Origin of the sequence: Kitasatospora sp. NPDC056273, assembly GCF_042268845.1 — a bacterium.
In the GTDB taxonomy this organism is placed as follows: Bacteria; Actinomycetota; Actinomycetes; order Streptomycetales; family Streptomycetaceae; genus Kitasatospora.
Map to the genome: position 1 here is coordinate 143,564 of NZ_JBHJSJ010000016.1, position 13,168 is coordinate 156,731.

A 13,168-nucleotide genomic window follows, 5' to 3' on the forward strand; every position below is an offset into this window, starting at 1 on the left:
ATTCGACCTAGCCGCTTCGCTTTTTTCCGGCGTATCTGAATGTTACACACCCGGCCGCGCCCGCCGGCCCCGCCCCCACCCCCCCCCCACCCCCCGCCTCGTCGCGCGGCTTCGGCGTTGCCGCTCCCCCCGACACCCCGGCAAACCCGCCGTTCCCCCCTGGCCACACCCCCCTCCGGCGAGAGCGGTCCGCACAGGCCCGGCGAGCCCCCACCTCCGGGGACGTCGTTGATCTCAAACTAACAAACCGCGTGGTTGGTTTGTCAATAGCGGAATCCACAAAACATCCACATCGTGACGGAGTGCTCCGCGGTGGTCGGAAAGGCCCGGGACCAGCGGTTTGTCGTCCCACCGGGGTGTCCGCCGCCCGAGCCGCCCGACGTCGGGCGCGGACGCGTAGTGCTGGACGCCGCCGTGGAATCCAACATTCCGAGCAACGTGGCAGCACGCTGTGACACCGGACGGGCGCCCAGCGCAGCCGGAGAAGCGGCCGGGGAAGCAGCCAGGGAAGCGGCCGGGGGAGGACGGAGCGGGCGGGCTCAGCGCAGCAGCCGGCGTTCCTTCGCCACCGCCACCGCGCCCGACCGGGTGTCCACACCCAACTTGTCGTAGATCCGGCCGAGGTGGGTCTTCACCGTGGCCTCGCTGATGAACAGCGCCCGGGCGATCTCCCGGTTGCCCAGCCCCTGCGCCAGCTGTCCGAGGATGTCCAGCTCGCGCTCGGTGAGCTGCGGCGAGGGCGCCCGCATCTGCGCCATCACCCGGGAGGCGACCGGCGGCGAGAGCACCGTGCGGCCCTGCGCGGCCGCGTGCACGGCGGCGAACAGCTCCTCGGGCCGTTCGGCCTTCAGCAGGTAGCCGGTGGCGCCGGCGGCGATCGCCCGGGTGATGTCGGCGTCGGTGTCGTAGGTGGTGAGCACCAGGACGTGCGGCCCGTCCGGGGCGGCGGTGATCCGCCGGGTGGCCTCCACCCCGTCGATGCCGTCGCCGAGTTGGAGGTCCATCAGGACGACCTGCGGGGCCAGCCGGGCGGCCAGCGCGACGGCCTCCTCCCCGGTGCTGGCCTCGCCGACCACCTCGATGTCGCCGGCGCTCGCGAGCAGCGCCAGCAGTCCGGCCCGCACCACGGCGTGGTCGTCGCAGACCAGCAGCCGGACGGGAGCGGTCCGGACGGGAGTGGTCCGGCCGGGAGTCGTGCTCATCGGTGCTCCAGGGTCATCGCTCGTCCGGGCTCATCTGTGCTTCGGGGGACCGGTGTTCCGGGCTCATCGGTCGTCCAGGGGGATCGCGGCGGAGACGACGGTGCCCTCGCCGGGCGCGCTCTCCACGGTCAGCCTGCCACCCAGCTGCCGCAGCCGGGCCCGCATCGCCGGCAGGCCGTACCCACGGCCGCCCCCGCCCCCGCCCCCGGCGCCGACACCCGCACCGGTACCGGCCGCGCCCGGGTCGAAGCCCTGCCCGTCGTCGGCGATGTCCAGCACGGCCTGGTCGCCGAGGAAGGACAGCGTGATCGCGGCGGCCGACGCCCCGGCGTGCTCGCGGACGTTGGCCAGCGCGCCCTGGGCGATCCGCAGCAGCGCGGCCTGCGCGGCGGCGGGCAGCGGCACGGGCGCGCCGTCCAGGTGGAAGCGGACCGGCAGCCCGCTCTCGGCGGACTCCCGCTCGGCCAGCGCCCGCAGCGCCCGGTCGAGGGTGCGGCCGTCGGACAGCTCCGCCGGGGCGAGGTCGTGGACGAAGCGGCGGGCCTCGGCCAGGTTCCGGGCGGCCACCGAGGCGGCGGTGCGGACGTGGGTACGGGCGGTCGCCGGGTGGGTGTCCCAGGTGCGCTCGGCGGCCTGGAGCAGCATCTGCTGGCTGGACAGGCCCTGTGCCAGGGTGTCGTGGATCTCCATCGCCAGCCGCTCGCGTTCGGCCAGGGTGCCCTCCCGCCGTTCGGTGGCGGCGAGTTCGCGCCGGGTGCGGACCAGGTCGGCGATCAGCGCGCGCTGCCGGGCGGCCTGCCGGGCCATGAAGAGGAAGACGCCGGTGGCGAGTCCGGCCACCGCGGCCGGCAGCAGGACGAGGGTGGCGTCGGCGCCGCCGGGCAGCCGGACCTCGGCGGTCACCACCAGCAGGGTCAGCGCGCCGACCAGTGGGATGGCCGCCTTCGCGGGCAGCACCCGCAGCCCGGTGTAGATCAGCGGCACGGCGCACCAGGCGAAGCTCGGCGCGAGCAGCACCAGCACCACCCAGAGCGCCACCACCAGGGCCAGCGCCCAGCGGCGGTGCCGGTCCGGGGCGGTCGGACGGCGGTGGGCGAGCCAGGACCCGGCCGGCTGGGCGACGGCGAGGGCCGCGCTCAGCCCGATCACCCAGGGCGCCCGCGCGGTGCCGGAGTGGTGGGTGAGGTAGCGGCTGAGCGAGGCGGCGAGCAGCAGCAGGAAGGCGGAGTCCAGCAGCAGTGCGAGCCGGCCCGCGTCCGGATCGCCGGCGTCGTGGCCGAGGGCGCCGCCGGCGCCGGTGCGGTCCGCGGCGGGGCGGCCGGCGGTCGGGCGGGGCTGCTGCACGGGTGGCTCCTGGCTGAACGGGTGGTGCGTGCGCGGTCGGCGCCTGCCCGTACCGGCCGTACCGGTCCGTACGGGCCCGTCCCGATCCGCACCGACCCGCACCGATCCCTCGATGGTGACCCGTCCGGCCCGGGGCCGCATCAGCCGATCGGTTGACGCCGCCGTCCCCCATCATGCCCGGACGCCCGCGCCGGACCGCCGATGCGGCGGCCCCTTCCCCGGCCGGAGGATCGAAGCACGCCGCCGGGCGATCCCCCCAACGGCCCGGCGGCCCCCGAACTCCCCCACTCCGCCCCACCTCACCCCGCAGATCCGCTGAGGAGCTGGACCATGAAGAAGACCTCCGTCCGCACCCGCGTGCTGACCGGCACCGTCGCCGCCGCCGCGCTCGCCGCCGCCACCGTGGGCGCCGTCTCGGCCAGCGCCGAGTCCACCGACACCCCGGCCGTCCCGGCCGCGGCGAAGGCCGACACCCAGAACAAGAACCTGGCCCCGAGCAGCGGCCTGACCATCGACGCCGCCACCCGCGCCGCCCAGGCCGCCCTGGACGCGGCCACCAAGGCCGGCCAGCACGTGTCGGTCGCGGTCGTCGACCGCGACGGCGTCACCCGGGTGCTGCTGAAGGGCGACGGCGCCGGCCCGCAGGCCCCGGTCTCGGCCGAGCGCAAGGCCTTCACCGCGGTGTCCTGGAACGCCCCGACCTCGGAGCTGGCCAAGCGCCTGGCCCAGGCCCCGAACCTGAAGGACATCCCGGGCACCCTGTTCCTGGCCGGCGGCGCCCCGATCCAGTCGAAGGGCGCCCCGATCGCGGCCGTCGGCGTCGCGGGCGCGCCCAGCGGCGACCTGGACGAGCAGTTCGCGCAGGCGGGCGTCGCCGAGCTGGCGAAGTGACCGGGGGCCCGGCGGGCCCGCCCCGCGCCCGGGGCCGGGTCCGCCGGGCCGGGGTCTCGTTCGGGTGAACGCCGGAAGGGTAGCCGCAGAACACGGGATGACCCTTCGAAAAGCCGGTGCCGCTGTCAGTGGCGCGTGGCAGGCTTCCCGGTATGACGGCGTGGACCCTCAACGACATCGAACGCGCGATCCGCTCCTCCTGGGGCGTCGACACCTGTGCGCCCGAGGATCTGGCCCACTGGCGTCCCGACAATCCCGCCCGTGGTCAGTGCGGGGTGACGGCGATGGTGGTGCACGACCTGCTCGGCGGCGAGCTCATGATGGGCGAGGTGTACGTCGACGGGGTGCGGACGGACCTCCACTGGTGGAACCGTTTCGCCACCGGCTTCGAGATCGACCTCACCCGCGAGCAGTTCGGGCCGGACGAGCTGGTCGGCCGAGGCCGACCGGTCGCCCGCCCGGCCCGCCCCGGCCGGCTCCAGGCCCAGTACGAGCTGCTGCGCACCCGGGTGGTCGCCGAGCTGGAGCGCGGCGCGGCCGCCGACCGCACCCGGCTGCCGTCCCGGGCCCGCGCCTGCGCCTGAGGAGCGGCCCGGCTCCGGGTGTGCTTCCGTGCCGACCGGCGGGAACCGCAGCTCTTCTGACGTACAGTCGGCCGCATACGAGCGGTGCGGCGGCGACGGGAGTGCGCGGATGACCGGGCGGACGATCGGCTTCGTGGGGCTGGGTGCGATGGGGCGCGGCATGGCCGGCAGCCTGCTGCGGGCCGGCCACACCGTACGGGTCTGGAACCGCTCGCCCGAGCCGGTGGCCGCCATGGTGGCCGAGGGCGCGGAGGCGGCCGGCTCGCTCGCCGAGGTGTTCGCCGCCGACACGGTGGTCTCCATGCTCGCCAACGACGCGGCGGTCGAGCGGCTGCTGCTCGACCCCGCGCTGCTGGCCGGCGCCGGGGCGACCCTGCACGTCAACATGGCCACCGTCTCGCTCGCCCTCGCCGAGCGGGCCGAGGCGCTGCACGCCGAGCACGGCGTCGGCTACGTCGCCGCCCCCGTCCTCGGCCGGCCGCCGGTCGCGGCGGCGGGGCGGCTGAACATCCTGGTCGCGGGCGCGCCCGAACTGCTGGAACGGGCCGAGCCGCTGTTCGCCGCGATGGGCGAGCGCACCTGGCACTTCGGCGAGAGCCCCCGGCAGGCCAACACCGTCAAGATCAGCACCAACTTCCTGATCGCCTGCGCGATCGAGTCGATGGCCGAGGCGTGCAGCCTGGCCGAGGCGCACGGGATCCGGCCGACCGACCTGGTCGACCTGCTCACCGGCACGCTCTTCCCCGGACCGATCCACACCGGCTACGGCGCGATGGTGGCCGAACGCCGGTACGAGCCGGCCGGGTTCCGGCTGCCGCTCGGCCTCAAGGACGTCGGCCTCGCGCTGGACGCGGGGGCCGCGCGCAACGTGCCGCTGCCGATCGGCAGCGTCCTGCGGGACGCCTTCCTGGACGCGCTGGCCCACGGCGACGGGGACAAGGACTGGGCGGCGGTCGCCGAGGTCGCCCGCCGCCGGGCCGGGCTGCCCGACTGACCTCCGCCCGCCGGCCCCCGGGCCGGGCTGCCGGACCGGACCCGCGCCGGCCAATCCCCGGGTGCTGCCCGGCGGTTGGCGCGGCGGCGGAATAAACCGGCGTCCGACGGCTGCTCACTCCTGCGTCCGCACCGTACGTACCACGGAGGAGTCCTGATGGGCGATCAGCCGCCCGGCGCCGAGGCGCCGCGCCGTTTCCTGTTCCTCGACGCCAGCGCGCGCGCCGACGGCAACTCGGCCCGGCTCGCCCGGCTGGCCGCCGAGTCGAGCCTGCCGGCCGGTGCCGAGCAGCGGTGGCTGCGGCTGGACGAGCACCCGCTGCCGCCCTTCCGGGACCTGCGGCACACCGGCGACGGCACGTACCCCGAGCCGGCCGGCCACGAGCGGACGCTGCTGGACGCCACCCTGGCGGCCACCGACCTGGTCTTCGTCGCGCCGCTGTACTGGTACGCGCTGCCGACCAGCGCCAAGCTCTACCTCGACTACTGGTCGGCCTGGTTCCGGGTGCCCGGCGTGGAGTTCCGCGAGGGTATGCGCGGCGGCACCATCTGGGGCGTGACCGCCCTCGCCACCGAGGACGACGACAATGCCGAGCCGCTGATCGGCACCCTCCGGCTGACCGCCGACTACATGGGGATGCGCTGGGGCGGGGTGCTGCTGGGCCACGGCACCCGCCCGGGCGAGGCGCTGGCGGACGAGCGCGCGGTGATCGCGGCCAAGTCCTTCTTCGCGGGCTGATCCTCCGGGCCGGCCTTCCGGGCCGGCCCCTCGGGGTAGATCCCGCACGGCCGGTTCCGCACGGCCGCCCCCCCTCACGGACCGACCCCCGGCGGGCCGGGTGCCGCGCGCACGCGCCGCCCGCCGCCGGGGGTCGTGCGGTACCGTCCTCCGGGCGTGTACCCGTCATCCGGCCGCCGCCCCGGCTGAGCGCAAAAGGCGTACGGACGGCCAGAGTTGGACGAATCGGGCAGCCCTCTCCCGGGCCCGGACCGCAGTGTGCCACCCGCCTTCCGGACCGGTCCCGTCGTTCGGTACTCTCCGTCGCACTTTCAGCTTTCGCGGGGGGTCCGCGGCGTTCTTCGGCCGCCCCCTCGCGCCCGGGCCTCGCCCGGACACTTCCGTGAGGTCTCCCTTGTCCATACGTCGCAGTCTTGCCCTTGCCGGGGCCGCCGCGCTCGCGTCCTCGCTCGTCCTGGCCGGCGCCCAGGGCGCCATGGCCGTCGGTGCCACCGGCACCCCGTCCGCCGTCGCCTCGCAGGCCGACAAGGCGTCGCGCGCGAGCCTCGACCTCTCGCTGAACGGCGTGCCCGGCACCTTCATCGCCGGCGGCGACGCCCGCGAGTTCACCTTCAAGATCGACAACCGGACGAAGCACGATTTCGTCTTCATCCCGCTGCTCAAGTTCAAGAACAAGGCGGGCTCGCTCCAGGCGAAGGACCTCAAGGTCCAGTACCGGCTTCCCGGCGGCGAGTGGCAGACCGCCGTGGTCGCCCCCGACCAGAGCGGCGAGAAGAACAGCTCCGTCCTGATGATGCTCGGCACCCTCGACTCGGCCGGCAACCCGGTCGCCGACGACCTGCTCGGGGTGAACCGCGGCAAGAACGTCCCGATCAAGGTCCGGGCGTCCTTCACCGACGGCGCCCCGCTCGGCCGGGCCGGCGTCGTCCCGGTCGTCTTCGCCGCCCAGCTCGACGACTCCACCCACCAGCCGGTCGACAACGGCCACCTCAGCTGCGACGGCGGCGTGGGCTTCACCATCAAGGCGCCGGGCGGCAAGCCGACCCCGACGCACACCGGCAAGCCCAGCCCGACGCCGACCCAGTCCCAGACGGGCAAGCCCAGCCCGACCGCGAGTGGCTCGCCGTCGGCCACCGCGACCGTCACGCCGACCGAGACGCCCACCGGCAAGCCGACCGACACCCCGACCGAGAAGCCCACCGAGAAGCCCACCGAGAAGCCGACCGAGAAGCCGACCACTCCGGCCACCGGTGAGCCCTCCGGCTCGGCCACCGCCCCGGCCCCGGTCGAGAGCAGCGGCGACACCTCGGGCCCGATCGACTTCCCGGTGGAGCCCCCGGTCATCACTCCGCCGCCGCTGACCCCGGCCGCCGTCGACAAGGCCAAGGCCGCCGCGGACGGCAGCGACAAGGCCCTGGCCCAGACCGGTGGCGGTAGCAACACCACCGCCATCGCGGCCACCGGCGGCGCCGTCCTGGTGGCCGGTGTCGGCACCCTCGTGGTGCTGCGCCGTCGCAAGTCCGCCCAGCAGGGCTGAGGCGAAGCGCGCTGACGCGAGCGCGCCGACCCGAGGCGCGCCGACCCGAAGCGCACTGATCCGGAACACCCCCGTGCCGCCCGCACCGTCCCCTCGGACGGATCCGCGGGCGGCACGGGCCGTTCCGGGGGCCGACCAGGGCCGTCCCGCGGGCGGTCCGGACGGTTCTCCTCCGTCACATAGGATGTCCGGCCGGAGGGGGGCGGAACGGCGGGGAGAGGACAGGTGCGGGTAGCACGCACGGCACGGACCACCACCGACTACGAGGCGACGACCGGGCGGATAGCCGGGCTGCCGCTCCGGAGGCACCACGTCCTGCTGACCGCCTGGACGGTGCTCTGGTTCCTCCTGGTCGAGCCCAGCGGCGGCTTCTCCTGGCACTACCTGCGCCAGGGCGAGCAGTTGCTCTTCAGCGGCCAGCCCGACGGCGGCCTGTCGCTCTACGCCCACCACCCGGAGCTCCAGATCGGCCCGGTCAGCCTGGCCGCGGCCCGGCTCACCGCCCCGTTCGCACCGCACACCGGCGAGCTGATCGCCGAGGCGGTGAGCGCCGGGCTGGGCCTGGTGATGCTGGTCGTGGTCGGCCGCACCGCGGCCCTGTACTACCTCGGCACCGGGACCAACCACCGGCGGCTGCAGCAGCGGCTGCTGATCGCCGGGCTGGCGTTCATCCCGATGTGGGTCGAGGTCTCGGTCCGCTTCGCGCACCTGGACGACGTCCTCGCGCTGTTCTTCACCACCCTCGCCGCGCACGCCCTGGCCCGCGGCAAGCCCGTCCAGGTCGCGGTCTTCCTGGCGCTGGCGGTGGACTCCAAGCCCTGGGCGATCGCCTTCGCCCCGCTGATCCTGGCGCTGCCCCGGCCCGCCTGGCTGCGCACCGCGCTCTGGTTCTGCGCCCTGGTGGCGATCGCCTGGCTGCCGTTCTACCTGGGCAACCTGGACACCATGGCGGCCGCCAAGTTCACCATCCCGAACCAGCCCGCCTCCGCGCTGCGCTGGTTCGGGGTCACCGACCCGGCCACCCCCTGGTGGGACCGGCCGACCCAGTTCGCGCTCGGCATCGGGCTCGGCTGCGTCGCCGTCTGGCGCGGCCGCTGGCCGGCCGTGGTGCTGCTGGGCGCGGACGCCCGCATCCTGCTCGACCCGAGCGTCTACACGTACTACACGGCCTCGATCCTGCTCGGCACCCTGCTCTGGGACGCCGTCGGGCAGAAGCGGCTCGTCCCGTGGTGGAGCTGGATCGCGCTGGCCGCGCTGTACGGCGGCACGCTGTTGCTCCCGTCCGACGCGGCCCGCGGCTTCGTCCGGCTCGCCTTCGTGGTGGTTTCCGCCGGGTACGTGCTGTTCTGGCCCACCCAGCGGTCCCGGCGGCAGCGGCCCGGCGCACCGGGCGACGGCGGGAGCGGCGGCACCGGCCGCCGGGGCGGTCGGGGCGGCCGGCGGCGCGAGCGGGCGCTGGCCGGCGCCGGGGTCTGACGGCAGGGGCCCGTCCCCGTCCACGGCTTGACCCTCACGCGACGTGAGAGCCGAGGGTGGTGGTCAGCACCAGGGAGGAACCCCGATGACCAGTGAGGGCTACTCGGTCGGCGCCGTGGCGAAGATCGCCAAGGTGACCGTCCGCACCCTGCACCACTACGACGAGATCGGCCTGCTGTCCCCGGCCGGCCGGACCCGGTCCGGCTACCGCCGGTACGTGGACGCCGACCTCGACCGGCTGCAGCAGGTCCTCTTCTACCGGGAGCTCGGGTTCCCCCTGGACGAGATCGCGGCGATCCTGGACGACGACTCGGTCAGCCCGACCGAGCACCTCCGGCGGCAGCACCGGTTGCTCACCGACCGGATCGGTCACCTCCAGGAGCTCGCCTCAGCCGTCGAACACGCCATGGAGGCACGGAGAATGGGCATTCAGCTGACCCCGGAGGAGAAGTTCGAGATCTTCGGCGAGGGCTACCAGGAGGACTGGGAGCAGGAGGCCGAACAGCGCTGGGGCGACACCGCGGCCTGGGCCGAGTCGCAGCGCCGCACCGGCGGCTACTCCAAGGCCGACTGGCAGCGCATCCAGGCCGAGATGACCGCGCTCAACGAGCGCCTGGCCGGGGCGGTCACCGCCGGCGAGCCCGCCGACGGCACGGTGGCCACCGGCCTCGCGGAGGAGCACCGGCAGCACATCCGCCAGAACTTCTACGACTGCACGTACACCATCCACCGCGGCCTGGCCTGCCTGTACGTCTCGGACCCGCGCTGGACCGACACCTACGAGAAGATCGCGCCGGGCCTGGCCCAGTGGCTGCACGACGCCATCGTCGCCAACGCGGACCGGCGCGAGGGGAAGTCCGCGGAGAAGGCCGGGGAGAGGACCGCGGAGAAGGCCGAGGAGGAGCGCGCGGAGGAGCGCGAGGGGCAGTAGACCGCGCGCTCAGGCCACCCCGCGCCCGAAGGAGCGCCGGTAGGCGGTCGGCGAGGTGCGCATCACCCGGCCGAAGTGGTGGCGGAAGGTCGCGGCGCTCTCGAAGCCGACCGCCGCGGCGATCTCCTCCACCGTCCCCTCCGGCGACTCCAGCAGCGCCAGACTGGTCGCGATGCGCTGGGTGACGACCCAGCGCATCGGGCTGGTCCCGGTGCGGGCGGTGAAGTGCCGCAGGTACGAGCGGTCCGACATCCGGGCGGCGCGGGCCAGCTGCGAGATGGTCAGCGGGGACGACAGGTGGTCCAGCGCCCACCGCATGCTGAGGGCGATCCCGTCGTCCTCCTCCTCGACCGGGCGGACCGCCGCCTCGACGAACTGGGCCTGCCCGCCGTCCCGGTGCGGCGCCACCACGAAGCGGCGGGCCACCGCGTTGGCCACCTTGGCGCCGTGGTCCCGGCGGACCAGGTGCAGGCAGAGGTCGATGCCGGCCGCGCTGCCCGCGCTGGTCAGCACGTCGCCGTTGTCCACGTACAGCACGTCGGGGTTGACCCGCACCGCCGGGTACCGCTGCTGGAGCAGTTCGGCGTACCGCCAGTGGGTGGTCGCCTCCCGGCCGTCCAGCAGTCCGGCGGCGGCCGGTGCGAAGGCGCCCGAGCAGATCGACACGATCCGGGCGCCGCGCCCGTGCGCGGTGCGCAGCGCCTCGACCAGGTCGGGGGAGACGCCGCCGAACGGGTTCGGCACCCCGGGGACCACCACCGTGTCGGCCGCGGCCAGCTCGTCCAGCCCGTGCCGGGCGGTCAGCGCGAAGCCGCCCACCGCCTCCAGCGGCGTCCCGGGCCGGTCGGCGCAGACCTTCAGCCCGTACCAGGGCGCCGCCAGCAGCCCGGCCAGCTCGGGCCGCGCCAGTCCGAACACCTCGACCACCACGCCGAGTTCGAACGGCGCCATGCCCGGGAAGGCGTACACCGCGACGTCGTGCACGGGCTCCGGGCGCCGGCCGATGGCGACGGGCACCGGCCGCGGGGCGGCACCGGTCCGGTCCTCGGCGTGCTGCTCGGCCATGCGAACCCCCTGCTCACGGGTGGCGGAATGCCGGTGAGTGTAGCCGTCCCGACCCCTTCGGAATTTTCTTCGAACCCGCCTGCAACCTTCACCCCCGTCACACGTCCTTTGATACGGGGGCGGAGGGAACCCGGCAGAGGGCGGCTGGGATGATCCCCCCGATCACGATCTTGATCAGGTGACCTGACGGAACGGCGGCCGCCGTCACCGTCCCGGGGGAAAGCGGAAACGCGCATGTCCATGGCCATCGGGCCGACCGCCGCGCAGGCAGGGGGGCGGGGCTTCTCCATCCGTGGAGTCGTCGCCGCGCTGTTCGGCGCGCAGGAGGCCGGCGAGCCGCTCGCCGGCGCCGCCACCGAGCAGGAGGCGAAGCAGCGCCGCTCCGGTTTCCGGCTGCTGCGCGGCGGTCGCAAGCCCGCCGAGGACCGGCCCACCCTGACCGACCTGTACCACGCCCACCGGCTCGGCCTGGTCCGGATGGCGGTCATGCTGGTCGACCACCAGGACCTGGCCGAGGACGTCGTCCAGGACGCCTTCACCCAGCTCTACCAGCGCTACGGCGAGGAGCTGGACGACCTCGACAACGCGCTCGGCTACCTGCGCACCTCGGTGGTCAACGGCGCCCGCTCGATGCTGCGCCGCCGCAAGACCGCCCGCGAGTACGTGCCGCCGCACGTGGCCGACGCCCCGTCCGCCGAGGACCACGCGGTGCTCAACGACGAGCACCGCCGGGTGCTGGTGGCCCTGCAGGAGTTGACTCCCCGCCAGCGTGAGGTGCTGGTGCTGCGCTACTGGTCCGACCTGTCGGAGGCGCAGATAGCCGAGACCCTGGGACTGTCCCGGGGTGCCGTGAAGTCCACCGCCAGCCGCGCTCTGGACGCCTTGGAAAAGCACCTGGAGAAGGTTCGATGACCGACAAGCTCCCCCGCCGCACCGGCGGCGACGGCGACGGGCCGGCCGAGACACCGACGGAACGGCTGCTCCGCGAGGCGATGACGGCCCGGGCCTCCCTCGTCACAGCCGCCAGCCTGCGCCCGGCCGCTCCCCCGAAGAACCGGATCCGCCGGCTGCGCCCGGTGTACGCCGTCACCGTGCCGCTCGGCCTGGCCGCCGCCATGGCGCTCGGCGTGCTCACCTTCCACGGCGAGCCGGTCGCCCAGGACGAGGTCCCGCCCCCGGCCGCCACCCTGACCACCTCGCCGAGCCCGACGCCCGAGCCGACCGGCGACCCCAGCCCGACGGCCGCCCCCACCGATCCGGGCACGCCCACCGGCGAGGCCGAGACGGAGGTCCCGCTCGCCGACGGCGTCCCGACCACCGCGACCTCCGCCCCCGGCACCGCGAGCGGCCCGGCGACTTCGTCCAGCCTGCGGGGCGTCAAGTTCAAGGTCCCGGCGGGCTGGAAGGCCGTGCCGGTCTCGGCCGACCGGGTCTGCGTCCTGAGTCCGGGCGCGCCGACGGAGCCGCAGCAGGGCTGGGCGCCGGCCAGGTGCGAGCCGTACGGCGTCCTGGTCGTGGCCTACAACTCCCCGGACGAACTCGAGGGCGGCGCCTGGCCGACGACGGACGACCTGGTCGCCGACAGCGGCTGGGGCCACCAGCCGAACTGCCCGATCTGGGGCCGGCCCTACTTCCCGGACAACGGCTACTCCTCGGTCGGCGCACCCGTGCGGACCAAGTCCACCGTGGCCGGCAAGGCGATCGACAAGACCCAGTGGAACGTCACCTGCAAGCCCGGGGACACCTTCACCGCCCAGCTGTGGGGGATGGGCCTGGACCAGGTCTTCGTGGTGGCGAACGGGCTCAAGAGCGACTACCAGCCGGGCCTGACGGCGATCGTCAACAGCCTGGACGTGAGCGGCCACAAGTCACCGTCCCTGACCGCGTCCGACAAGGGCGCGAAGGACATCGCGATCACGGTCGACGGCGGCCTCGGCGCCGGGCAGAAGGTGTCCACCAACGGCACCCCGGTGACCTTCACGGTGACGTACCGGAACACCGGCCAGAAGACCTACGACAAGCTCCAGCCGCTGGTCTACACGAAGGAGTACGCCGGGACGCCGCCGAGCGAGATGGTCACGATGAACAAGGGCAAGCTGGAGCGCCAGGACGGCGGCGTCTGGAAGGAGATCCCGCTCGCGATCGGCGGCGGCATGGACTACGCCATGGTGGGCCAGCAGGCCCAGTTCTCGCTCGCGCCGGGAGAGTCCAGGACGGTGACGTACCGGATGGCCCTCGACAAGCTGGACGGGCCCGGCACGATGCCGGTGTCCGTCCAGGCGGTGCTGCCGTACGACGGTTCCGCGCCGCTGACCTCCGTGAAGGAGCTGATCGTCCCGGTGACGGTCGTGAAGTAGCCGTTCCACGCTGGCAGTTGAGGCGCCGCGACCGGGTTTCCCCCGGTCT

At 74.4% G+C, this 13,168-nt stretch carries 12 protein-coding genes; 9 read left to right on the plus strand and 3 right to left on the minus strand.

The window, feature by feature from the left end:
- Positions 1-539: 539 nt before the first annotated feature.
- Both ACFCY1_RS17340 and ACFCY1_RS17345 read right to left on the minus strand, forming a co-directional pair.
- Positions 540-1,202: a response regulator gene (locus ACFCY1_RS17340; RefSeq protein ID WP_375875076.1), complete on the minus strand. Its 663-nt coding sequence runs from the start codon at positions 1,200-1,202 to the stop codon at positions 540-542.
- Positions 1,203-1,265: 63 nt separating this feature from the next.
- A complete protein-coding gene (locus ACFCY1_RS17345) occupies positions 1,266-2,546 on the minus strand; it encodes a sensor histidine kinase (protein ID WP_375875077.1) in 1,281 nt (426 codons plus the stop codon).
- Positions 2,547-2,876: 330 nt separating this feature from the next.
- Here ACFCY1_RS17345 and ACFCY1_RS17350 point away from each other — a divergent pair, with 330 nt between their 5' ends.
- The 7 genes from ACFCY1_RS17350 (at position 2,877) to ACFCY1_RS17380 (ending at position 9,697) form a co-directional block, all read left to right on the plus strand.
- Complete coding sequence (locus tag ACFCY1_RS17350; RefSeq protein WP_049651637.1) at positions 2,877-3,437, plus strand: heme-binding protein; 561 nt, start codon at positions 2,877-2,879, stop codon at positions 3,435-3,437.
- Positions 3,438-3,589: 152 nt separating this feature from the next.
- Positions 3,590-4,021, plus strand: coding sequence for a hypothetical protein (locus ACFCY1_RS17355; RefSeq protein ID WP_049651638.1), 432 nt, complete (start codon positions 3,590-3,592; stop codon positions 4,019-4,021).
- A 109-nt stretch (positions 4,022-4,130) separates the two neighbouring features.
- Positions 4,131-5,015 (plus strand): NAD(P)-dependent oxidoreductase, encoded by an 885-nt coding sequence (locus tag ACFCY1_RS17360; RefSeq protein ID WP_117488646.1) that lies wholly within the window; start codon positions 4,131-4,133, stop codon positions 5,013-5,015.
- 156 nt (positions 5,016-5,171) lie between these two features.
- Entirely contained in the window at positions 5,172-5,753 is a 582-nt protein-coding gene (locus ACFCY1_RS17365) for an NAD(P)H-dependent oxidoreductase (RefSeq protein WP_375875078.1), read from the plus strand.
- 394 nt (positions 5,754-6,147) lie between these two features.
- Positions 6,148-7,290 (plus strand): LPXTG cell wall anchor domain-containing protein, encoded by a 1,143-nt coding sequence (locus tag ACFCY1_RS17370; protein WP_375875079.1) that lies wholly within the window; start codon positions 6,148-6,150, stop codon positions 7,288-7,290.
- 225 nt (positions 7,291-7,515) lie between these two features.
- Positions 7,516-8,766 (plus strand): hypothetical protein, encoded by a 1,251-nt coding sequence (locus ACFCY1_RS17375; protein WP_375875080.1) that lies wholly within the window; start codon positions 7,516-7,518, stop codon positions 8,764-8,766.
- A gap of 85 nt (positions 8,767-8,851) precedes the next feature.
- Complete coding sequence (locus ACFCY1_RS17380) at positions 8,852-9,697, plus strand: MerR family transcriptional regulator (RefSeq protein ID WP_375875081.1); 846 nt, start codon at positions 8,852-8,854, stop codon at positions 9,695-9,697.
- 9 nt (positions 9,698-9,706) lie between these two features.
- On the opposite strand, the gene ACFCY1_RS17385 is transcribed toward ACFCY1_RS17380, so the two are convergent.
- Positions 9,707-10,762, minus strand: a complete 1,056-nt coding sequence (locus tag ACFCY1_RS17385; RefSeq protein WP_375875082.1) for a helix-turn-helix domain-containing protein — start codon at positions 10,760-10,762, stop codon at positions 9,707-9,709.
- A gap of 234 nt (positions 10,763-10,996) precedes the next feature.
- On the opposite strand from ACFCY1_RS17385, the gene ACFCY1_RS17390 reads away from it, so the two are divergent.
- Together ACFCY1_RS17390 and ACFCY1_RS17395 are read left to right on the plus strand one after the other, a co-directional pair.
- Positions 10,997-11,674 (plus strand): RNA polymerase sigma factor, encoded by a 678-nt coding sequence (locus tag ACFCY1_RS17390; RefSeq protein ID WP_241852808.1) that lies wholly within the window; start codon positions 10,997-10,999, stop codon positions 11,672-11,674.
- Positions 11,671-13,119, plus strand: a complete 1,449-nt coding sequence (locus ACFCY1_RS17395) for a hypothetical protein (RefSeq protein WP_375875083.1) — start codon at positions 11,671-11,673, stop codon at positions 13,117-13,119. Before ACFCY1_RS17390 ends, ACFCY1_RS17395 begins: the two co-directional genes overlap by 4 nt.
- Positions 13,120-13,168 lie beyond the last annotated feature (49 nt).